This is a genomic window from Pseudomonas sp. 24 E 13, from assembly GCF_900004715.1.
Lineage (GTDB): Bacteria > Pseudomonadota > Gammaproteobacteria > Pseudomonadales > Pseudomonadaceae > Aquipseudomonas > Aquipseudomonas orientalis_A.
The window spans coordinates 3,896-23,725 of record NZ_CVTO01000111.1 but is presented as its reverse complement, the minus strand read 5'-3'; the positions used below and the strand labels follow the sequence as shown (position 1 = coordinate 23,725).

The window sequence follows — 19,830 nt, the reverse complement described above, 5'->3', positions numbered from 1 at the left end:
GCCGAGCCTTCGTGCTGGAGCAGTACCTGGGCCAGCTCAGCCAGGGCCTGGCCCACGCCAAACTGCTTATTCTGGATCATCGCCTGGGCGCCGACAGCGCGCCGACGATCGATCTGCGTTCTTTTACCTTGCCGGCCGATCCCTCGGTGCCGCGTAAAGCCGTTCAATAAGGAGTCTGTCTGTTGAGCGCTCATTCCCACGATCACGGTCATCACCACGGCCATCACCACCATCACCATCACGGCGATGAACAGGCAGCCGGACCTATTCCCTGGCGACGCATGGCCTGGGCGGCAGTGCTTGTGCTGTTCGCCATCGCGGCGGCGAGCCTGGTGCAGGTGCGTTCCGGCGAGGCCACGGTGATTACCCGGTTCGGCAACCCGGTGCGGGTGCTGCTGGAACCGGGCCTGGGCTGGCGCTGGCCGGCGCCGTTTGAAGCGGCGATTCCGGTGGACCTGCGCCTGCGTACCACCTCCAGCGGGTTGCAGGATGTGGGCACTCGCGATGGCTTGCGCATCATCGTGCAAGCCTACGTGGCGTGGCAGGTGCAGGGCGATACCGACAATGTGCAGCGCTTCATGCGTGCGGTGCAGAACCAGCCGGACGAAGCGGCGCGGCAGATCCGTACCTTCGTCGGCTCGGCGCTGGAGACCACGGCAGCCAGTTTTGATCTGTCCAGCCTGATCAACACCGACGCCAGCCAGGTACGCATCGCCGAGTTCGAAGCCCAACTGCGCCGGCAGATCGATCAACAATTGCTCGCCACCTATGGCGTACGCGTGGCCCAGGTCGGCATCGAGCGGCTGACCTTGCCGTCGGTGACGCTCACCGCCACGGTCGACCGCATGCGCGCCGAACGTGAAACCATCGCCACCGAGCGCACTGCCGTGGGCAAGCGCGAGGCGGCGCAGATCCGCTCGGCGGCCGAGCGTGATGCGCGGATCGTGCAAGCCGAGGCCACGGTCAAGGCCGCTGATATCGAAGCGCAATCGCGGGTCGAGGCGGCGCAGATCTACGGACGTGCCTACGCGGGCAACCCGCAGCTGTACAACCTGCTGCGCTCGCTGGATACCCTGGGTACGGTGGTGACGCCAAGTACCAGGATCATTCTGCGTACCGATGCCGCGCCGTTCCGCGCGTTGGTGGATGGACCGAAGGATGTTCAGCCATGAGTGAGCGTGACAGCCCGGACAGCCCCTGGATCCAGGCCGGGCGCCTGACGTTCCTGGCGCTGTACGCAGTCACCGTATTGGCGGCGTTGGCCTGGGCGTTTTCCAATGTGCGCCAGATCGACCCGCAGAACCGCGCCATGGTGCTGCACTTCGGCGCCCTCGACCGCATTCAGAACGCCGGGTTGCTGCTGGCATGGCCGCAACCGTTCGAGCAGGTGGTGTTGCTGCCGGCGGCGGACCGGGTGATCGAGCGTCGGGTGGAGAACCTGTTGCGTTCGGATGCGGCGGTGCAGGCGGACCGCGTGGCCAGTTTCGCCACACCCTTGAGCGATACGCTGGCCGGCTCCGGCTATCTGCTGACCGGTGATGCCGGGATCGTGCAACTGGATGTGCGAGCCTTCTACAAGGTCACCGAACCCTATGCCTTTGTATTGCAGGGCGAGCATGTGCTGCCCGCGCTGGACCGCCTGGTGACGCGCAGTGCGGTTGCCCTGGCGGCGGCGCGGGACCTGGACACTATCTTAGTGGCGCGCCCTGAATTGATCGGCACTGACAACGGCGCCGCCGAGCGCCGCGAACGGCTGCGCGGTGATTTGGTGCAAGGCATCAATCAGCGTCTGGCACAGTTGACCGCCAGCGGCTTGGGGTTGGGTATCGAAGTGACCCGGGTCGATGTGCAATCGAGCCTGCCGGGCCCGGCGGTGAACGCGTTCAACGCGGTACTCACGGCCAGCCAGCAAGCTGACAAAGCGGTGGCCAACGCGCACACCGATGCGCAAAAGCTCACCCAGACCGCCAACCAGGAGGCTGATCGCCAGGTGCAGGTCGCCCATGCCCAGGCCAGTGAACGTCTGGCCAATGCCCAGGCGCAGACCGCCACGGTCGCCGGCCTGGCGCAAGTGAAAGACCCGGGCTTGTTGCTGCGCCTGTACCGTGAACGCTTGCCGAAGATTCTCGGCCAGGCCGGCTCGGTGACCACGGTCGATCCCAAAGACGACGCCCGTTTGATCCTCCAGGGAGCCGAGCAATGAGCGCATCCATGCTGACCACGACTGAACAGCGCAGCGCCGCCCGGCAATTGACCCTGGCCATGCTGGCCCTGGGTTTATTGCTGTTGGGCCTGGTATGGCGCTGGCTGGCGGCGGACCAGAGCGGGGTCAGCCAGCTGTTGCTCGGTGTTGCCTCGCTGCTGGTGGCCGTGCCGGTCATGCGTTCGGCCTGGTACAGCCTGCGCTATCCGAGCCTGCATGGCATCACCGACCAATTGATCGCGCTGGCGATGATGGGCGCCTGGGCAACGGGCGATCTGCTGACCGCTGCCTTGCTGCCGATCATCATGATTTTCGGGCATGTGCTTGAAGAGCGTAGCGTGATCGGTTCCCAGGAAGCGATCCATGCGCTGGGCAAGCTCACCCGCAGCCATGCACGCCGGGTGCAGGCTGACGGCAGCATTGTGGAAGTGGACAACGCCACGCTGAACAGCGGAGATGTGGTCGAAGTGCGCGCCGGCGACCGCGTGCCGGCCGATGGCGTGGTGCTGTCGGGCCAGGCCAGCCTGGACACCGCGCCGATTACCGGGGAGTCGGTGCCTCTGGAGGCCAGTGTGGGCGTACAGGTGTTCGGCGGGGCGATCAATCTCGACGGCCTGCTGCGCCTTGAAGTGACGCGCACGGGCAATGAGTCGACCCTGGGCAAGGTCATTGCGCTGATGCAGAACGCCGAGCGTGCCAAGCCGCCGATCACGCGGTTGCTGGAGCGCTATGCCGGTAGCTACATGGTGTTGGTACTGCTGCTGGCGGCGGTCACCTGGTTTGTCACCCACGACGCTCAGGCGATGCTGGCCGTGCTGGTGGCGGCGTGTCCGTGTGCATTGGTGTTGTCAGCGCCGGCGACCGCGATTGCCGGGATCGCGGTCGCTGCACGCCATGGCATCCTGATTCGCAGCTCGGCGTTTCTGGAAGAGCTGGCGGACCTCACTTCGCTGGTCGTCGACAAGACCGGCACCCTGACCTTCGGCACTTTACGCCTGCAGTCCATCCAAACCGCTTCGACCGATCGCCAGGCGTTGCTCAACCTGGCGGCCAGCCTCGGTTCGGCCAGCAGCCATCCGGTCAGCCGTGCGCTGGCGGGGTTGGCGACGCAGGAGCAACTGTTGACGCTGAGCGATATTCGCGAGCGCCAGGGGCTCGGCGTGGTTGCGCACACGGAACAGGGCGAAGCGGCGCTGGGCCGCCCCGAACTGTTCGAGCAACTGAATATCGTCACCACCTCGGTGCCTGAGCACGACGGCCCGATTGCCGGGCTGGCGCTGAACGGGCAATTCCTGGCCTGGCTGCTGCTGGCCGACAGCGTCAAACCGGAGGCGCGCCAGGCCTTGCAGGAGCTGCGCGAGCTGGGGCTGGGTCGCCAACTGCTGCTCACCGGTGACCGCCAGAGCGTGGCCGACAGCCTCGCCGTGAGTGTGGGCATCAGTGAGGTCCAGGCCCAGGCGTTACCGGAAGACAAACTCAACCGGGTGCTGGGAGAGATCGGCAGCGGTTTCCGGCCGATGGTGGTGGGGGATGGGATCAACGACTCCCTTGCACTGAAAGCCGGCGTGGTCGGCGTAGCGATGGGCGCGGGCGGTGCCGATATCGCGCTGGCCTCGGCCGACGTGGTGCTGATCGGCAGCGACCTGCGCCGCCTCGGTACCTGTGTGCGTTTGAGCCGCCAATGCCGACGCACCTTGCAGGTCAACGTGATCATCGGCCTGGGCTGGACGCTGGCCATCGTGGTGTTCGCCGCCTTCGGCTGGCTGGGCGCCGCCGGGGCCATGATTGCCGCCGTGCTGCATAACCTCAGCACCTTGCTGGTACTCGGTAACGCCGGGCGCTTGCTGCGCTTTCAGGAGCCGTTGCTGAAGCTCGACGAATAATTTTTACAAATCTTTGTACAGGGCTGTAACGCGCAAAGGGCGCCTCACTCTAGTGGTGTGTCGAGACTGGGCAATCCGTCCAGACCGACACCATCACCTGAGGACTACACAATGAATATCAAACACGCCGTTTCCGGTGCTGCCCTGGCGATCGCTGCCGCTTCCCTGTTTGCCGGCGTCGCCACCCAGGTACAGGCCGCCGATGCTCCGGTTCATTGCTACGGCGTCACTTCCTGCAAAGGCATGAACGACTGCAAAACCGCTGAAAACGCCTGCAAAGGCCAGGCGGTCTGCAAGGGCCACGGCTTCAAGGCCATGACCCAGGCCGAATGCGACAAGGCCGGTGGCAAAGTCGGCGAGTAACCGACACGCGAGTGCGACCGCAGCGGACACCGCGCCGCTGCGGACACTTCCAGGAGCGCATGATGGTCAGTTCTTTCCCCTTCCTGGGTTACGGCCTGGGTTTACGCAACGAATACTATGAACAGATCCTGGCCCAATCCCCTGCGGTGGATTGGTTCGAAGTGATCTCCGAGAACTACATGGTGCAGGGCGGCAAAGCCTTGTACTACCTGGACGCGATAGCCGAGCGCTATCCCCTGGTGATGCACGGTGTGTCTCTGTCGATCGGTGGGCCCCATGCCATCGATACCGAATACCTCAAGCACATCCAGCAGCTTGCCGCGCGCATCCAGCCGGCGTGGATTTCCGATCACCTGTGCTGGAGCCGGGGCAGCGCCCACCAGTTGCATGACCTGCTGCCCCTGCCTTACACCGAGGAAAGCCTGTACCACGTGGCCAGTCGCGTGCGTCAGGTGCAAGACGTGCTGCAACGCCCGTTGGTGCTGGAAAACGTCTCCAGCTACGTACGCTCCAAGGCAGATGAATTTACCGAGTGGCAATTTCTCAATGCGTTGACGCACCTGACGGGATGCCAACTGCTGCTCGACGTGAACAATGTGTACGTCAGCTCGCGCAACCACGCGTTCGATGCCTGGGAGTTCATTCGCAACCTGCCGCCCGAGAGCATTCGCCAACTGCACCTGGCGGGGCATCTGGATTACGGCGACTACGTGGTCGATACCCATGATCACCCGGTGTGCGACCCCGTGTGGGCGCTCTATCAGCGCACCCTGGAACATCTGGGGCCGGTGTCGACGCTGCTGGAACGCGACGATCATTTTCCGCCATTCGAGGCGTTGCTGGCTGAATTGAGCAAGGCCCGGGAGCTGGGGGCCACCGCTTTGGCCAGGGGTGCGCTATGCGCCTGATCGATTGGCAACTGGCCTTCGAGGCGCATCTGTTGTCTGAAACGTCCACCGCCGCCAGTGGATTTTCTTCCACCCTGCTCGGCGGCCCGACGCTGGATGTAGACACGGGCCTGGCGATTTATCACAACGCTTACCTGTCGCGCTTACAGGAAGTGTTACGTCATGATTTCGCCGCCATCCGCTACTGGCTGGGTGATGAAGAGTTTGCCGCATTGAGCCAGGCGTATGTTCGGCGCTACCCGTCGGCCCATTACAGCCTGCGTTGGCTGGGTGAGCGCTTTGCAGTGTTTATTCTTGAGCATCTGGTGGCCGAACAAAGTATTCCCCTGGCCGAACTGGCGCAGTTGGAATGGGCGTTCACCCTGGCCTTCGACGCGCCTGCGGGCGAGTCGCTGACCCTCGACCATATGGCGCAACTGACGCCCGAGGACTGGCCGCATTTGCGCGTATCGCTGGCACCTTCAGTGCATCATGTGCTGTGCCGTTTCAATACAGTGGCGATCTGGCGGGCCAACAAGGATGAATCGGACTTTCCCGGCAGCCAGGCGCTGGACGTGGCACATGTGTGCCTGGTGTGGCGTCACCGCAACCTGTGCCAGTACCGCAGCCTGGAACCGGATGAGGCCCGTGCCCTGGCAGGCATGACGACCACCGGCTGGAACTTTTCAGAACTGTGCATCGAGTTGACAGTCACTTATGGAGAGGGTGCGCCACTGCAAGCGGCCACGTGGTTGAAACAGTGGATCCAGGACGGGTTGCTCGAACGTCGGGCTTCATAGCAGGCAGTTATTTAATCGATAGCTTCCTACTTTATTTGGGATGGTCTACCCTCACTCCAGACGTCTGAAACAAGGGGGGGACTACTCATGCTCGCGCAACTTCCACCGGCCTTACAGAATCTTCAGCTACCGCTGCGTCTGCGACTCTGGGACGGCCATGAATTCAACCTGGGCCCGGAGCCCAGTGTGACCATTGTGGTGAAGGACCCTACGGTCGTCACACAGCTGACCCATCCCACGCTCGACTCACTGGGCGAAGCCTTCGTCGAGGGCAAGCTGGACCTCGAAGGCTCCATTGCCGAGGTGATCAGGGTATGTGACGAATTGAGTCACGCCTTGATCGACGACGACGACGGACCTCGCCCGGTGCGCTCGATCCACGACAAGGCAACCGACGCGGCGGCCATCTCCTACCACTACGACCTGTCCAATGAGTTCTACCAGCTATGGCTGGACCAGGACATGGCGTATTCCTGCGGTTATTTCGAAACCGGCAGCGAGTCCATCGACCAGGCCCAGCAAGACAAATTTCGCCACCTGTGCCGCAAATTGCGCTTGCAGCCGGGTGAGTATCTTCTCGATGTAGGCTGTGGCTGGGGCGGGCTGGCGCGGTTTGCGGCGCGGGAATTCGGCGTCAAGGTGTTCGGGATTACCTTGAGTAAGGAACAACTGGCCCTGGCCAGAGAGCGGGTCAGGGCCGAAGGCCTTGAAGAGCAGGTCGACCTGCAACTGCTCGACTATCGCGACCTGCCTCAGGATGGCCGTTTCGACAAGGTGGTGAGCGTGGGCATGTTTGAACATGTCGGCCACGCGAACCTGGCGCAATACTGCCGGATTCTGCACGGCGCCGTGCGCGAAGGCGGCCTGGTGATGAACCATGGCATTACCGCCAAGCATACCGATGGTCGTCCTGTGGGCCGTGGTGCCGGGGAGTTTATCGAGCGCTATGTATTCCCCAATGGCGAGCTGCCGCACCTCGCGATGATGACGGCGGAAATCAGCGAAGTCGGCTTGGAAGTGGTGGATGTCGAAAGTCTGCGCCTGCACTACGCCCGCACACTGGACCACTGGAGCGAGCGCCTGGAGGACAACCTCGAAGCGGCGACGAAGAGGGTGCCGGAGCACGCTTTGCGTATCTGGCGCCTGTACCTGGCCGGTTGCGCCTATGCGTTTGCGCGGGGCTGGATCAACCTGCACCAGATCCTGGCGGTGAAACCCCATGCCGATGGCAGCCATGAACTGCCGTGGACGCGGGAAGATATCTACCGCTGAATGTGGGAGGGGGGCTTTTTGTAGGAGCGAGCTTGCTCGCGAAAAACTCACAGGCACCGCGTTCATTCAGGAAGGACGCGTTATCGTTGACGTTTTTCGCGAGCAAGCTCGCTCCTACAGAGGGCCACCTGTGTGTTTAAAGGATGGGTGAGATCAAGCGCGCCACCCGCATGCCCAGCTGTTGCAGGCGCCGGGTCTCGCGGCTTTCTTCCTGGCTGACTTCATGGGCCAGGGCGAAGTCGTCCAGCAGCATCTGCTCCACCTCTTTGGCGAAGGCTTCGTCGACCGTCAGCAACATCACTTCGAAATTCAGCCGGAACGAACGGTTGTCCATGTTCGCACTGCCGATGGCGCTGATTTCGCTGTCTACCAGCACCACTTTTTGATGCAGGAACCCGGGGGTGTAGCGAAACACCCGCACGCCGGCGCGTACCGCTTCGATGGCATAGAGGCTGGAGGCGGCGTACACGATGCGGTGGTCGGGACGCGAGGGCAGCAGCACGCGCACATCTACGCCGCGCAGGACGGCCAGGCGCAGGGCGGCGAACACCGCTTCGTCGGGGATGAAATACGGGCTGGTGATCCACACGCGCTGGGTCGCGGCATGAATGGCCTCGACGAAAAACAGCGAGCAGGTTTCGTATGGGTCCGCCGGCCCGCTGGCGAGCAATTGGCAGAGCACGCCGTCTTCCGGATAAGCGTCCGGCAGGATCAGGGGCGGCAATGCCCGCGCGGCCCAGAACCAGTCCTCGGCAAACGACTCCTGCAAGCACGCCACCACCGGGCCGGTGACCTGCACGTGGGTATCGCGCCACGGTGACAACGGCGGCTTTTTGCCGAGGTATTCATCGCCCACATTGTGCCCGCCGACAAACCCGGTGACGCCGTCCACTACCACGATTTTGCGATGGTTGCGAAAGTTGACCTGGAAGCGGTTCAGCCAGCCACTGCGGGTGGCGAAGGCCTTGACCTTCACCCCGGCGTCGCGCAGCGATTGTACGTAGCGATGGGGCAGGGCGTGGCTGCCGATACGGTCGTAGAGCACGTAGATGTCCACGCCTTCGGCCGCCTTGGCCGTGAGTAACCGGTGCAGTTGGCGGCCGAGGTCATCGTCGTGAATGATAAAAAACTGGAACAGTACGGCGGTTTTCGCGTTGCCGATGGCCTCGAAGATGGCGCTGAAGGTGGCGTCGCCATTGACCAGCAACTGCACCTGGTTATTGGCCAGGCAGGGCATGCGACCCAATTTGGGCATGGCGCGCAAGGACGCGTAGGCACTGGAGTTGCGTGCGGCCAGCGCTTCCTCGACCCACGGGCGCCAGTTCAGTTCGGCGATTGCCCGGTGCATTTCCTGGTTGGCCTGGCGACGCGCCTGGATGTAGGCATCGAAGGTGCTGCGCCCGAAAATCAGGTAGGGAATCAGCGTGAGATAGGGCATGAACATCAACGACAACGCCCAGGCAATCGAGCCTTGGGCGGTCCTGACGGTCAGTACCGCATGGACTGCGGCGAGGCTCCCGAAAAAATGCAGCGTGGCAATGAAGTAGGCGAGCAGGTGCGGGCCAAAAAAATCCATGAACGACATCACTCCGGGCAGTCCAGTGCGTAACAGACCATGTTCCACAGTGAATGTCGCTATTTTATTTGCCGTGCAACACTGGCGCCTTTGCGGCGTCTAACGCCCACCATTGCCCAGGAGTTACCCGATGAATGCTCGTCTGCTGTGTTTGTCCATGGTTGTTGGTTTGTCGCTGCCGTTGGCGGCGCAGGCGCAGATGTTGGCGCCGGGCTTGTGGGAATTGACCACCAGCAATATGAAAGTCGATAACCAGGACCTGCCGGACCTGTCGCTGATCCTCGGTCAGCTCAAGCAACAGATGACCCCCGAACAGCGCGCCATGCTGGAAAAACAAGGCATTACCATGGCCGGTAAAGGCGTGCAGGTGTGCCTGACGCCGGCTCAGGTCGCCTCCGATTCCATCCCCCTGACCGACCCGCAGTCGGGCTGTAAACAGCAAGTGACCGACAAGACCGGCAACCAGTGGAAATTCCGCTTCAGTTGCCCGAAAGCCCAGGGTGTGGGGGTGGCGACGTTCCAGAGCCAGAAAGAATTCACCACCACCGTCAACGGCACCTTCAATGCCACCGGCATCCAGCAAAAGGGCAGCCTGGACACTCACGCCCAGTGGCTGGGTAACGATTGCGGCACCGTCAAACCTCGCGCCTGACCCAGCCGGGCATTGCCAATCAACACCCGATTCCTGCTTCAGAACTCGTTTTGCAGGGCCTTGTAACCGCGCACCAGGTCGACATTGGTGCGCGCCACGTCTTCGGAAAACTCCGAGGCGCTGACACTCACCGGCGGGAATTGCGACAGGTCGGTAGTGGGCCCGATGCGGGTGGTGGAGGGGACATAGAAGGCTGCGGGCAGGTCGCGCCCGTCCACCACCGAGTTGTGCCGCACCACGCAGCCGTCGCCCACGGCGCAGTTGAACAGCACGCTGTTGAAGCCGATGAACACGCGGTCGCCGACGGTGCAGGGGCCATGCACGATGGAGCGGTGCGCAATCGAGGTGAACTCGCCGATGGTCACGGCGGCGCCGGACTTGGAGTGGATCACCACGCCGTCCTGAATATTGGAATTGGCACCGATGGTAATGGGGTCCATGGCGCCGCTGGCGTCGACCTCGTCGGCGCGGATCACGGCGTAGGGGCCCACAAACACGTTTTCGCCGATGATGACCTTGCCGCAGATGATCGCGGTTTTGTCGACATAGGCCGATTCGGCTATTACCGGCAGATCGCCGGAAGGGTTCTTGCGAATCATGGTTTGCCCAGCGCGGCGCACAAGGTGTTGAGGTTGTACTCGAACAGCCCGGTAAAGGTGCTGGCCGGGCCTTCTGCGGCCAGGGCATCGGAGTACAGCGTGCCGCCGATCTGCGCGCCGCTTTCGTCGGCAATTTGCTTGAGCAGGCGTGAGTCCTTGATGTTTTCCATGAACACGGCCTTGACCTTGTCCTTGCGGATCTGGGTGATCAACGCGGCCACTTCGGCGGCCGACGGTTCGCGCTCGGTGGACAGGCCTTGGGGCGCGAGGAACTGGATACCGTAGGCCTGGCCCAGGTAACCGAAGGCGTCATGGGAGGTGACGATACGGCGGTTACCCGCAGGCAGCGCGCCGAACCTGGCCTTGGCTTCGGCCAGCAGGCGGTAGATGTCTTTCAGGTAGGCCTGGCTGTTGCGCATATAGTCCGCCTGGTTGGCAGGGTCGGCGGCCACCAGCGCCTTGGTGATGTTGTTGACGTAGATCTCGGCATTGGCCAGGTTGTGCCAGGCGTGCGGGTCGGGGATGGTCTCGCCGTCCTCGTCCATGGTGTGGGAGATTACGCCCTTGCTGGCGGTGACCACAGTGGCCCGGGTTTCGGTGCTGGTCACCAGGCGGTCCAACCAGGGCTCGAAGCCCAGGCCGTTCTTGATGATGAGCCTGGCCTTGAGCAGCGCCTTGGCGTCGTCCGGCGTGGGCTCGTAGGTGTGGGCGTCGGCGTCCGGGCCGACCATGTTGCTGATCTGGATGTGATCGCCACCAATGTGTTGGGTGATGTCATCGAGGATACTGAAGCTGGTGACCACCTGGAGTTTGTCGGCGGCCTGGGACATCGACAGCGGCAGCAGCAGGCTGAACAGCACGAGTAGAGCGCGCATCGGAAAACACCTCATTGGGATGACAGCAAGGGCGGGCGGCGCAGCAAGCCGTGCACCGGACCGAAGACCACGGACAGCAAATACCCGGCGCCCGCCACCAGCACGATGGCCGGGCCGCTGGGCAGTGAGTAATAGAACGACAACAGCAGACCCAGCCATACCGACAGGCATCCCAGCACTGCCGATACCGCGATCAACACCGGCAGGCGCCGGCTCCAGAAGCGTGAAGCGATGGCCGGCAGCATCATCAAACCCACCACCATCAAGGCGCCAATGGCCTGGAAACCGATCACCAGGTTCAGCACTACCAGGGTCAGGAACAGTCCGTGGGCGAGCGGGCCCAGGCGGCTGACGGTTTGCAGGAACAGCGGGTCGAGGGTATCGAGCAACAGCGGTTTGTAGATCAGCGCCATGGCAATCAGGCTGAAGCCGGTCACCCACAGCATGCCGGTGAGGGTGGTTTCATCCACGGCCAGCGCGGAGCCGAACAGCAGGTGCAGCAGGTCCAGGCGCTTGCCGGCGATGCCAAGAATCAACACGCCGGCGGCGAGGGAGATGGGGTAGATGGCGGCGAGGCTGGCGTCTTCGCGCAGGCCGGTGCGACGGGTGATCCACGCGGATAACCCCGCCATGCCCAGCCCGGCGCCGAGGCCGCCGAGGGTCAACGCGGGCAGGCTCAGCCCGGCGAACCAGAAGCCCAGGGCGGCGCCGGGCAGAATGCCGTGGGCCACCGCATCACCGATCAGGCTCATGCGCCGCAGGATCAAAAACACCCCCAGCGGCGCTGTGCTGCAGGCCAGCACCAGCCCGCCGATCAGCGCGCGGCGCATAAACACGAAGTCGACAAAGGGCATCCACAAGTGGGCGGCAACATGCATCAGGCCACCTGCAATTGCGGTTGTGGACGAATCAACTCTTTACTCCTGCCCAGCACGCAGCCTGTGCTTTTGATGTGCAGCACGTCCGGTGTGTGGTGGCGCACCGACGCCAGGTCATGACAGACCACCATCAGCGTGCGGCCTTCTTCATGCCAGGCATGGATATGTTTCCAGCACAGCGCCTGGCCTTCCTCATCAAGGGCAGCGTGGGGTTCGTCGAGCAGCAACACCGGCGAGTTGGTCAGGCTCATGCGGGCGAGCAAGGCGCGTTGCAGTTGCCCGCCGGACAGGGCCATTAACGGGCGTTGCTCCACACCGCTCAGGCACCAGTCTTCCAGCGCGGCGTGCAGGCGTTCGTTGCGTTGCGGTGCCGTGAGCCGAGTGCCCCACAATCCCGCGGCGACCAGTTCCTGCAGGCTGATGGGGAACTGCCGGTCCAGGTATTGCTGTTGGGGCAGGAAGGCCAGGCCGCCGCGCCGTGGAACATCGACGCTGACCTTTCCTGCCAGCGGCTTGTGCAAGCCGGCGATGACCTTGAGCAGGCTGCTTTTGCCACAGCCATTGGGGCCGATGACGCCGGTGAGGCTGCCTTTTTCCAGGGTGAAATCCACGGCGGGGGTGAGCGGTTGGCCCGGAGCACCCCAGCGCAACGCAGTGCAGGTGATCATGTGGAAGGTCTCGTCCAGCGGCTTTCAGCCACGGCATCGTGCGCGTGCAGGCTTTCGGCGTGGACCACTTTGAGGTGAAAGGCCTTGACCGCATCCGAGCGCTTCAAGGCGAGGTTAAGGCGGCGGGCGGCGTCCTCGCAGAACATCAGGTTCTGCCCATTGGCCAGGGCGAAGGCTTGCTCATCGGCACGTTTGACTGCGGTTTGCACGGCGGTGCCGAGGGCGGCTTCGGCACTGTTGATCAGGTCGACAATTGGCAATTGCTCGCCCTGCAGGTGCACATGCAACTGCGCGCTGCTGCGTTGGCTGTGGGGGGTGGCGACAATGCCGTTGGCGCTGCCGAGCCAGGTCAACACGTCTGCATGCTGCAATGGCGTGTTGGCGAAATCGTCGAGAAATTGCTGTTGAATCAATTGCCTGGCGAGGGCGGCGGAGCATGGGCAGGTTGATGAGTAGGTCACGTCAATTTTTAGTTCCACGTGGAACATCTGGTTTTCCAGACGCGCCTCAATGCTGACCGGGTAGCGTTTCCAACCATCCAAAGGGCTGACCAGAGCCGGGCGTTTCAACAGCAAGTTGGTGTGGATACGCAGGTAGGCGTTATTAGATAAATCTTCATGTGTGTCGAGAAAGCGCTGCAGTACATTACGCAGAAGTGCAGGCGTCAGCGGCTGCTGATCGAACATTTCCAGTGCCAGGTACAGGCGTGACATATGAATGCCACGGGCCGATCCATCGTCCAGGCTCACACCGGCATCGGCGGTGGCGAGCAGGCGTTGGCCATCAAACAGGACAGGCAAGGCCACGCCGCACATGCCCACCCAGTCGAGTGGCAAGGCTTGGCGTGAAGCCTGCGCGGCGATATCCGGCAGAGTCAGCGCATTCATAAGCAGGTCCATCGTTGGTAATAATTAGACATGTTATAGTATAACAATAACATTCACGATGAATTTTCTGCTCCAGCCTTTCTTCAGTCACGTCGAGCAGGGACGCTCCCTTATTTGCGGTATCGGTCATGCACAGACGTCAGCTCCTCAACCTGCTGTTGCTCAGCCCCCTGTTCGCCTTGCCGCCGGGGGCTTACGCCACGCAGATCCGCAATGCGCGCCTGTGGCGTTCGGCCGATAAGCTACGGCTGGTCTTCGACCTCAGCGGCCCGGTGCACTACAAGACGTTTTCACTGACCGCCCCGGAACGCTTGATCATCGACCTGAGCGGCGCAGGGCTCAGTGGCGATTTCTCCCAGTTGGCGCTCAAGAACAGCGGAATTACCTCGATCCGCTCCGGGCATTTTGGCCAGAACGACACCCGCATCGTGCTGGACCTGGCCGCGCCGATGCAGCTCAACAGCTTCCTGTTACCGCCCCAGGAGGGCCAGGGCCACCGTCTGGTGCTCGACCTGACCCGCGCCACACAGGCGCCTCGTCAAATCGCCGCCGAACCTGCGCCCTTGATCGCGCCGGTGGATAAAACCCATCCCCGGCGCGACATCATTGTGGTGGTCGACCCGGGTCACGGCGGCAAGGACCCCGGCGCGATCGGCTCCAAGGGCCAGCGGGAAAAGGACGTGGTGCTGTCGATCGCTCAGTTGCTGGCCAAACGCTTGAAGCGCGAAAAGGGTTTTGACGTGAAGCTGGTGCGCAACGATGACTTTTTCGTGCCTTTGCGCAAGCGCGTGGACATCGCCCGTCAGCACAAAGCCGATATGTTCATCTCCGTGCATGCCGACGCCGCACCAAGGCTTACTGCTTCGGGGGCCTCGGTGTACGCGTTGTCCGAAGGCGGCGCCACCTCGGCGACCGCTCGCTTCATGGCGCAGCGCGAAAACGGCGCGGACCTGTTGGGCGCCACGACGTTACTCAACCTCAAGGACAAGGACCCGATGCTCGCGGGAGTAATCCTCGACATGTCGATGAACGCCACCATCGCCTCCAGCCTGCAACTGGGCAGCTCGGTGCTGGGTAGCCTGCAAAATATCACCAGCCTGCATCAGAAGCGGGTGGAGCAGGCCGGATTTGCGGTGCTCAAATCACCGGACGTGCCGTCGATCCTGGTCGAGACCGGCTTTATCTCCAACACCCAGGACGCCCAGCGGCTGGTAACGGCGCGCCATCAACAGGCGGTTGCCGATGGCCTGTTCGACGGTCTGAAAAAATACTTCGAGAAAAACCCACCGATGAACAGCTACATGGCGTGGGCGCAGGAACAGAAGAAAGGCCAGGTCTAGCAGCCGGTGATGCGGCTGCAGGTGAATGTGGCGCTGGCTCCGCCGGAACTGGAGAAGCGGTTGAGCGTGGTCCAGCCCACGCGCCGCGTGTAGCCGACCCACGCCTCACCGTCCGATGCCAACCCGGTAAAGAACGTCAGCTGCCCATAGCGGCTGTTGGTTTGTGCCCAGTAGCGTTTGCCGATCACTTCGAAACCGCGCAAATACGTGGTGCTGCCGACGGTCGCCACGCTGTAGGCATTGCCCAGCGGGTCTACGCAGGCCAGCAGGTTGGCGCTGCGCGTGCAGTGGGCCGACAGGCTTGGGGATTGAGCACAGGCAGGTCCCGCCGCTGCCAATAGCAGGATGTACCACAGGCGTTTCATCGGGTTTCTCTGGGGTTGGGAGGTGATCAAGCTTCGCGCCCTTCGTCACGCAGAGCAAGGAGGGTTGGCTTGTTTGTATTGTTATAATATAACATAAACAAAGCCTGGCTTGACCGGGCAGCCTGATGAGAGCGACCTGATGCCCAATCGTCTACCCGTTACCGTGTTGTCCGGCTTTCTCGGCGCCGGTAAAAGCACCCTGCTCAACCACGTACTGCGCAACCGCGAACACCTGCGCGTGGCGGTGATCGTCAACGACATGAGCGAAATCAACCTCGACGGCAGCGAGGTCCAGCGTGACGTCACCCTTAATCGCGCCGAAGAAAAGCTGGTGGAGATGAGCAACGGCTGCATCTGCTGCACGTTGCGTGAAGACCTGCTCGAAGAAGTCGGCAAGCTTGCCAGGGAAGGCCGGTTCGATTACCTGCTGATCGAATCCACCGGCATTTCCGAACCCATGCCTGTGGCCGAAACCTTCACCTTTCGCGATGAAAACGGGCAAAGCCTGGCGGATATCGCGCGCCTGGACACCATGGTCACCGTGGTCGACGGCATGAATTTCCTGCTCGACTATCAAGCCGCGGAAAGCCTGGCCTCACGCGGGGAAACCCTGGGGGAAGAGGATGAGCGCTCGATCACCGACCTGTTGATCGAACAGATCGAGTTCGCCGATGTGATACTGATCAGCAAGATCGACCTGATCGGCAGCCACGAGCGCCAAGAGCTGATGGCGATCCTCGAACGGCTCAATGCCCAGGCACACATCATCCCGATGGTGATGGGGCAGGTGCCGCTGCACACCATCCTCAACACCGGGCGCTTTGATTTCGAACGGGCCGCCCAGGCCCCGGGCTGGTTGCAGGAATTGCGCGGCGAGCACGTGCCGGAAACCGAAGAGTACGGCATCGCTTCCACCGCTTATCGCGCGCGCCGCCCCTTCCACCCGCAGCGGTTTTTCGACTTCATCGACCGGCCCTGGGTGAACGGCAAGCTATTGCGTTCCAAGGGTTTCTTCTGGCTGGCCAGCAAACACCAGGACGCCGGCAGTTGGTCCCAGGCCGGCGGTTTGATGCGCCATGGCTTTGCCGGCCGCTGGTGGCGCTTCGTGCCGAAAAGCCAGTGGCCGCAAGACGAAGAAAGTGTCGCGGCAATCATGGGCAACTGGCAGCCGAGCACTGGCGATTGCCGTCAGGAACTGGTGTTCATCGGGCAGAACATTGATTTCGCGCAGATGCGCGCCGAACTTGACCAGTGCCTGCTCACTGACGAAGAAATGGCCCTGGGCGTCGAAGGCTGGCGTCAGTGGGTCGATCCCTTTGGCCCCTGGTATGAGGAGGCAGTTGCCTGATGCTGGCCCCGGTTATTCCCCTGCGCCCCGTGATCCGCCAGACCTGCGGCGAAACCCCGCTGGCGCTCTCCGATATCCTCGAAGACGGCGTGAACCTGGCGCTGTGGCAGCGCCAATTGCCGCTGCATATCGCCGAGTTCGGTGCGTTGCTGGTGTCGCTCGATGAGCCGTTGGCCGAAGCATTGGTCATCGAGTTGAGCGACGAAGACACCGCGCCGAACTTGCAGGGCCTGGCGTCCGGTTGCCGTGATCTTGAAGGCTATGACGGCTTTATCGCCGATGTCTCCTGGCTGGTCAGCGCATTCGCCTGCCTGCTTGGCGCCAGGCGCATCGGCGTGCGTTTGCGCTTGCTGGACAAGGCGATGTGCCCGCGTTTCCATGTCGACCATGTGCCTGTGCGGCTGATCACTACCTACGCGGGCATTGGCAGCCAGTGGCTGCGTGAAGGCGTCATGGAACGCCGCCGCTTGAGCCAACCTGACGCAGAACCCGCCGAGCGCATCGAGCAAATCCACTGCGGTGAAGTGGCGCTGCTCAAGGGTACAAAATGGCACGGCAACGAAAATCATGGCCTGATTCACCGCTCGCCCGCCCTGAACGCGAATGAGCGTCGCTTGATTCTCACGCTGGATTGGCTCGCATAAACGCGTAGGATCAAACGCTCTACACGGTCTGAATGATGCCACCCATGCTGCAGAATATTCCCACCCACGTGATTGCCGGGCCCTTGGGCGCCGGCAAGACCAGCCTGATCAAACACCTGCTTGCCCAGCGTCCGGCCAACGAGCGCTGGGCGGTGTTGATCAACGAGTTCGGGCAGATCGGCCTGGACGCAGCCTTGCTCACGCAAGAAGAGGATGGCATTGCCCTGGGCGAGGTGGCGGGCGGCTGCCTGTGTTGTGTGAATGGTGCGCCGTTCCAGGTAGGCCTGGGTCGGTTGTTGCGCAAGGCCAGGCCGGATCGGCTGTTTATCGAGCCTTCGGGCCTGGGCCATCCGGCGCAGTTACTCAAACAATTGGGCCAGGCGCCATGGCAGGAGGTGCTGTCGCTTCAGCCCTGCGTACTGGTGCTGGACGCCCAAGCCCTGGCAGCGGGCAAACCCTTGCCGCCGGCGCAGCAGGAGGCGCTGGCCAGTGCCGGCCTGCTGGTGTTGAACAAGGATGAGACGCTGGATGCGCGGCAGCGTCAGGCCATAGCGCAGCAATTACCCGGCAACGCGATTTATTGGACGCGTCAGGCACGGTTGCCCATCGAGCAACTGCCTGGTTTGAAGGCACAGGCGGGCGGGGTTGTGGATAACTTCGTGGTGCCCAAAGGCTTGGCGCACATGGAGGCGGTCTGGAGCGACCCCGCGCTGCCGATCTGCCTGCGTCAGGCCCGGGAGGACGGCTGGAGTATCGGCTGGCGTTGGCACCCGAGCCAGCAATTCGATCCGCAGCGCTTGAAGCAGTGGCTGACAAGCCTGGAATGGCGTCGTGCCAAACTGGTTATCCACAGCCGTGAGGCCTGGGTATCCGCCAATGCTGTGGATAACAGCCCATTGGCCTGGCAGCCCAGCGAATGGCGCCGCGATTCGCGTATCGAACTGATCTTCAGCGCACCCCAGGACGTGGCGGCATTGCAGGCTGCCCTGGTGGCCTGCCGTTACTGACGGTTCTTGGTGGCGTGGTCCTGGCGCCACTGGCTCAGTTCGATGACGTCGGCGCTGGGCAGCGGCTCCTTGGCTTCGAACGGGTAGGGCGCCAGTTCGATCTGCGCGCTGTGGGCGCCAAATTGAGTGATGGTGCCGCTGTGGCGAGTCTCGCCCGTGACGGTGAACTCGAAATTGTAGACGCGTGCCAGACGGCGCCGACCCTTGGCATCCTTCACCAAACCGATGCGTTTCAACGCCACTGCGCCGTCGAGCAGTTCGATGTCGAGCTTGGCGCAGTGCTGCTTGACCCGCTCCAGCGCCCGCTCGCGCAGGCCATGGTTGTGCCAGACCCACGCGGCGCCGGTCGCCAGCAGCATCAACACGAACATGTTTCCCAGGGTCAGCATTCCATGAACTCCAACAAAGTGAGCGCAGCTTAACTGTGTCGCCGGTCTGTCGTACAGGCTGCGTTTAGTCGCATACTGCGCGGCCAGAATTTCAACGGCTTTATGGAAATCTCCTGCATGAAACGTACACCCCATCTGCTTGCGATCCAGTCTCATGTGGTCTTTGGCCACGCCGGAAACAGCGCCGCCGTGTTCCCCATGCAGCGGGTCGGGGTGAATGTATGGCCGCTCAACACGGTGCAGTTCTCCAACCACACACAGTATGGCCACTGGGCGGGCGAAGTGCTGGCGCCGCAGCAAATTCCGGCACTGGTGGAAGGTATCGCGGCGATCGGCGAGCTGGGTAACTGCGATGCGGTGCTGTCCGGCTACCTGGGCAGCGCGGCTCAGGGACGCGCCATTCTAAGTGGGGTGGCGCGGATCAAAGCGCTCAATCCCAAGGCGATGTACCTGTGCGACCCGGTGATGGGCCATCCGGAAAAGGGCTGCAGCGTGCCCCAGGAAGTCAGTGATTTCCTGCTCGACGAGGCTGCGGCCATGGCGGATTTCCTGTGTCCTAACCAGCTGGAACTGGACAGTTTTGCCGGGCGCAAGCCGCAATCGCTGTTCGATTGCCTGGCGATGGCCAAAGCCTTGCTGGCGCGCGGGCCGAAGGCGGTGCTGGTCAAGCATCTGGATTACCCGGGCAAGCTGCCGGACGGCTTCGAGATGTTGCTGGTGACGGCCGAGGGCAGTTGGCACTTGCGCAGGCCGCTCCTGGCCTTCCCGCGCCAGCCGGTGGGTGTGGGTGACCTGACGTCGGGGCTGTTCCTGGCGCGGGTGCTGTTGGGTGATAGCCTGGTGGCGGCGTTCGAGTTCACGGCGGCGGCGGTGCATGAGGTGCTGCTGGAGACCCAGGCCTGCGCCAGTTATGAACTGGAACTGGTGCGGGCGCAGGATCGAATCGCCCATCCCCGGGTACGCTTTGAGGCGATGCCGATCAGCCTGTAGATACATAGAACCCAATGTGGGGGGGCAAGCCCCAGCAGCCTATGACTATCTTGCTGATGCTCCACAATCCAAATGTGGGAGGGGGCTTGCCCCCGATGGCGGCCTCTGGGCCGACCAGGATGCTGGATTGGAAAGAGTACATATCCGTTTCTGCGGTAACGGCTGCTAATGGTTCCGCTTTTACAGCGGCTCACTTTTGAAAAG

The 19,830-nt window shown here is 62.5% G+C and carries 21 protein-coding genes; 13 read left to right on the top strand and 8 right to left on the bottom strand.

The genetic code is table 11. From position 1 onward, the window contains the following. Window positions 1-182 precede the first annotated feature (182 nt). From hflC to cfaB, 7 genes are all read left to right on the top strand, one after another. Window positions 183-1,172, top strand: coding sequence for a protease modulator HflC (gene hflC, locus BFP90_RS11195; protein ID WP_065896700.1), 990 nt, complete (start codon window positions 183-185; stop codon window positions 1,170-1,172). Further along, a complete protein-coding gene (gene hflK, locus BFP90_RS11190; RefSeq protein ID WP_065894339.1) occupies window positions 1,169-2,203 on the top strand; it encodes a protease modulator HflK in 1,035 nt (344 codons plus the stop codon). Before hflC ends, hflK begins: the two co-directional genes overlap by 4 nt. Then, window positions 2,200-4,086 (top strand): cation-translocating P-type ATPase, encoded by a 1,887-nt coding sequence (locus BFP90_RS11185; protein WP_065896699.1) that lies wholly within the window; start codon window positions 2,200-2,202, stop codon window positions 4,084-4,086. The genes hflK and BFP90_RS11185 overlap by 4 nt, the downstream gene beginning before the upstream one ends. A gap of 111 nt (window positions 4,087-4,197) precedes the next feature. After that, on the top strand, window positions 4,198-4,449 hold the full coding sequence (locus BFP90_RS11180) for a BufA2 family periplasmic bufferin-type metallophore (RefSeq protein ID WP_065886676.1): 252 nt from the start codon (window positions 4,198-4,200) through the stop codon (window positions 4,447-4,449). Between the two features lie 62 nt (window positions 4,450-4,511). Continuing rightward, window positions 4,512-5,357 (top strand): MNIO family bufferin maturase, encoded by an 846-nt coding sequence (locus BFP90_RS11175; RefSeq protein ID WP_065896698.1) that lies wholly within the window; start codon window positions 4,512-4,514, stop codon window positions 5,355-5,357. Continuing rightward, on the top strand, window positions 5,348-6,136 hold the full coding sequence (locus BFP90_RS11170) for an HvfC/BufC N-terminal domain-containing protein (RefSeq protein ID WP_065896697.1): 789 nt from the start codon (window positions 5,348-5,350) through the stop codon (window positions 6,134-6,136). Before BFP90_RS11175 ends, BFP90_RS11170 begins: the two co-directional genes overlap by 10 nt. Window positions 6,137-6,223: 87 nt before the next feature. Next, the gene (gene cfaB / locus BFP90_RS11165; RefSeq protein ID WP_065896696.1) at window positions 6,224-7,408 is read left to right on the top strand and encodes a C17 cyclopropane fatty acid synthase CfaB; all 1,185 of its coding nucleotides are present in this window, start codon (window positions 6,224-6,226) and stop codon (window positions 7,406-7,408) included. Window positions 7,409-7,544: 136 nt separating this feature from the next. Here cfaB and cls read toward each other — a convergent pair whose 3' ends face one another. After that, complete coding sequence (gene cls / locus BFP90_RS11160) at window positions 7,545-8,984, bottom strand: cardiolipin synthase (RefSeq protein WP_065896701.1); 1,440 nt, start codon at window positions 8,982-8,984, stop codon at window positions 7,545-7,547. Between the two features lie 130 nt (window positions 8,985-9,114). Here cls and BFP90_RS11155 point away from each other — a divergent pair, with 130 nt between their 5' ends. Continuing rightward, window positions 9,115-9,636, top strand: a complete 522-nt coding sequence (locus BFP90_RS11155) for a DUF3617 domain-containing protein (protein WP_065894330.1) — start codon at window positions 9,115-9,117, stop codon at window positions 9,634-9,636. Between the two features lie 38 nt (window positions 9,637-9,674). On the opposite strand, the gene BFP90_RS11150 is transcribed toward BFP90_RS11155, so the two are convergent. From BFP90_RS11150 to folE2, 5 genes are read right to left on the bottom strand one after another with little or no spacing between them, the layout of a single operon-like run. Beyond that, on the bottom strand, window positions 9,675-10,235 hold the full coding sequence (locus BFP90_RS11150) for a gamma carbonic anhydrase family protein (protein ID WP_065886671.1): 561 nt from the start codon (window positions 10,233-10,235) through the stop codon (window positions 9,675-9,677). Continuing rightward, entirely contained in the window at window positions 10,232-11,110 is an 879-nt protein-coding gene (locus BFP90_RS11145) for a metal ABC transporter substrate-binding protein (protein ID WP_065896695.1), read from the bottom strand. The genes BFP90_RS11150 and BFP90_RS11145 overlap by 4 nt, the downstream gene beginning before the upstream one ends. Before the next feature lie 11 nt (window positions 11,111-11,121). Then, entirely contained in the window at window positions 11,122-11,988 is an 867-nt protein-coding gene (locus BFP90_RS11140) for a metal ABC transporter permease (RefSeq protein ID WP_065894325.1), read from the bottom strand. Beyond that, a complete protein-coding gene (locus tag BFP90_RS11135; protein WP_065896694.1) occupies window positions 11,988-12,656 on the bottom strand; it encodes a metal ABC transporter ATP-binding protein in 669 nt (222 codons plus the stop codon). The genes BFP90_RS11140 and BFP90_RS11135 overlap by 1 nt, the downstream gene beginning before the upstream one ends. Continuing rightward, window positions 12,653-13,543: a GTP cyclohydrolase FolE2 gene (gene folE2, locus BFP90_RS11130; protein WP_065894321.1), complete on the bottom strand. Its 891-nt coding sequence runs from the start codon at window positions 13,541-13,543 to the stop codon at window positions 12,653-12,655. The genes BFP90_RS11135 and folE2 overlap by 4 nt, the downstream gene beginning before the upstream one ends. 128 nt (window positions 13,544-13,671) lie before the next feature. Here folE2 and BFP90_RS11125 point away from each other — a divergent pair, with 128 nt between their 5' ends. Next, window positions 13,672-14,883 carry an N-acetylmuramoyl-L-alanine amidase gene (locus BFP90_RS11125; protein WP_065885117.1) on the top strand — a complete coding sequence of 404 codons (1,212 nt, stop codon included), beginning with the start codon at window positions 13,672-13,674 and terminating at the stop codon, window positions 14,881-14,883. Here the strand turns inward: BFP90_RS11125 and BFP90_RS11120 are convergent. After that, a complete protein-coding gene (locus tag BFP90_RS11120) occupies window positions 14,880-15,248 on the bottom strand; it encodes a glutamine synthetase (RefSeq protein ID WP_065896693.1) in 369 nt (122 codons plus the stop codon). The two genes, BFP90_RS11125 and BFP90_RS11120, sit on opposite strands and share 4 nt — an antisense overlap. Window positions 15,249-15,387: 139 nt before the next feature. Between BFP90_RS11120 and zigA the strand changes: the two genes are divergently transcribed. The 3 genes from zigA to BFP90_RS11105 are packed head-to-tail and all read left to right on the top strand — an operon-like array spanning window position 15,388 to window position 18,247. Further along, window positions 15,388-16,596, top strand: a complete 1,209-nt coding sequence (gene zigA, locus BFP90_RS11115) for a zinc metallochaperone GTPase ZigA (RefSeq protein WP_065896692.1) — start codon at window positions 15,388-15,390, stop codon at window positions 16,594-16,596. Beyond that, window positions 16,596-17,240 (top strand): DUF1826 domain-containing protein, encoded by a 645-nt coding sequence (locus BFP90_RS11110; protein ID WP_065896691.1) that lies wholly within the window; start codon window positions 16,596-16,598, stop codon window positions 17,238-17,240. Before zigA ends, BFP90_RS11110 begins: the two co-directional genes overlap by 1 nt. A gap of 44 nt (window positions 17,241-17,284) precedes the next feature. Further along, the gene (locus tag BFP90_RS11105) at window positions 17,285-18,247 is read left to right on the top strand and encodes a CobW family GTP-binding protein (protein WP_065896690.1); all 963 of its coding nucleotides are present in this window, start codon (window positions 17,285-17,287) and stop codon (window positions 18,245-18,247) included. On the opposite strand, the gene BFP90_RS11100 is transcribed toward BFP90_RS11105, so the two are convergent. Beyond that, window positions 18,241-18,636, bottom strand: coding sequence for a DUF3301 domain-containing protein (locus BFP90_RS11100; RefSeq protein ID WP_065885122.1), 396 nt, complete (start codon window positions 18,634-18,636; stop codon window positions 18,241-18,243). The genes BFP90_RS11105 and BFP90_RS11100 overlap by 7 nt on opposite strands. A gap of 117 nt (window positions 18,637-18,753) precedes the next feature. On the opposite strand from BFP90_RS11100, the gene pdxY reads away from it, so the two are divergent. Next, window positions 18,754-19,626: a pyridoxal kinase PdxY gene (gene pdxY / locus BFP90_RS11095; protein WP_065894310.1), complete on the top strand. Its 873-nt coding sequence runs from the start codon at window positions 18,754-18,756 to the stop codon at window positions 19,624-19,626. Window positions 19,627-19,830 lie beyond the last annotated feature (204 nt).

Excerpts from the sequence above, each read along its gene's own strand:
- zigA (WP_065896692.1), top strand. The coding sequence starts at position 15,388 with ATGCCCAATCGTCTACCCGTTACCGTGTTGTCCGGCTTTCTCGGCGCC.
- pdxY (WP_065894310.1), top strand. The coding sequence starts at position 18,754 with ATGAAACGTACACCCCATCTGCTTGCGATCCAGTCTCATGTGGTCTTT.
- cls (WP_065896701.1), bottom strand. The coding sequence starts at position 8,984 with ATGGATTTTTTTGGCCCGCACCTGCTCGCCTACTTCATTGCCACGCTG.
- BFP90_RS11105 (WP_065896690.1), top strand. The coding sequence starts at position 17,285 with ATGCTGCAGAATATTCCCACCCACGTGATTGCCGGGCCCTTGGGCGCC.
- BFP90_RS11110 (WP_065896691.1), top strand. The coding sequence starts at position 16,596 with ATGCTGGCCCCGGTTATTCCCCTGCGCCCCGTGATCCGCCAGACCTGC.
- BFP90_RS11185 (WP_065896699.1), top strand. The coding sequence starts at position 2,200 with ATGAGCGCATCCATGCTGACCACGACTGAACAGCGCAGCGCCGCCCGG.
- BFP90_RS11175 (WP_065896698.1), top strand. The coding sequence starts at position 4,512 with ATGGTCAGTTCTTTCCCCTTCCTGGGTTACGGCCTGGGTTTACGCAAC.
- BFP90_RS11155 (WP_065894330.1), top strand. The coding sequence starts at position 9,115 with ATGAATGCTCGTCTGCTGTGTTTGTCCATGGTTGTTGGTTTGTCGCTG.
- BFP90_RS11170 (WP_065896697.1), top strand. The coding sequence starts at position 5,348 with ATGCGCCTGATCGATTGGCAACTGGCCTTCGAGGCGCATCTGTTGTCT.
- cfaB (WP_065896696.1), top strand. The coding sequence starts at position 6,224 with ATGCTCGCGCAACTTCCACCGGCCTTACAGAATCTTCAGCTACCGCTG.
- BFP90_RS11135 (WP_065896694.1), bottom strand. The coding sequence starts at position 12,656 with ATGATCACCTGCACTGCGTTGCGCTGGGGTGCTCCGGGCCAACCGCTC.
- BFP90_RS11180 (WP_065886676.1), top strand. The coding sequence starts at position 4,198 with ATGAATATCAAACACGCCGTTTCCGGTGCTGCCCTGGCGATCGCTGCC.
- BFP90_RS11150 (WP_065886671.1), bottom strand. The coding sequence starts at position 10,235 with ATGATTCGCAAGAACCCTTCCGGCGATCTGCCGGTAATAGCCGAATCG.
- BFP90_RS11100 (WP_065885122.1), bottom strand. The coding sequence starts at position 18,636 with ATGCTGACCCTGGGAAACATGTTCGTGTTGATGCTGCTGGCGACCGGC.
- BFP90_RS11140 (WP_065894325.1), bottom strand. The coding sequence starts at position 11,988 with ATGCATGTTGCCGCCCACTTGTGGATGCCCTTTGTCGACTTCGTGTTT.
- BFP90_RS11145 (WP_065896695.1), bottom strand. The coding sequence starts at position 11,110 with ATGCGCGCTCTACTCGTGCTGTTCAGCCTGCTGCTGCCGCTGTCGATG.
- hflK (WP_065894339.1), top strand. The coding sequence starts at position 1,169 with ATGAGTGAGCGTGACAGCCCGGACAGCCCCTGGATCCAGGCCGGGCGC.
- BFP90_RS11125 (WP_065885117.1), top strand. The coding sequence starts at position 13,672 with ATGCACAGACGTCAGCTCCTCAACCTGCTGTTGCTCAGCCCCCTGTTC.
- folE2 (WP_065894321.1), bottom strand. The coding sequence starts at position 13,543 with ATGAATGCGCTGACTCTGCCGGATATCGCCGCGCAGGCTTCACGCCAA.
- BFP90_RS11120 (WP_065896693.1), bottom strand. The coding sequence starts at position 15,248 with ATGAAACGCCTGTGGTACATCCTGCTATTGGCAGCGGCGGGACCTGCC.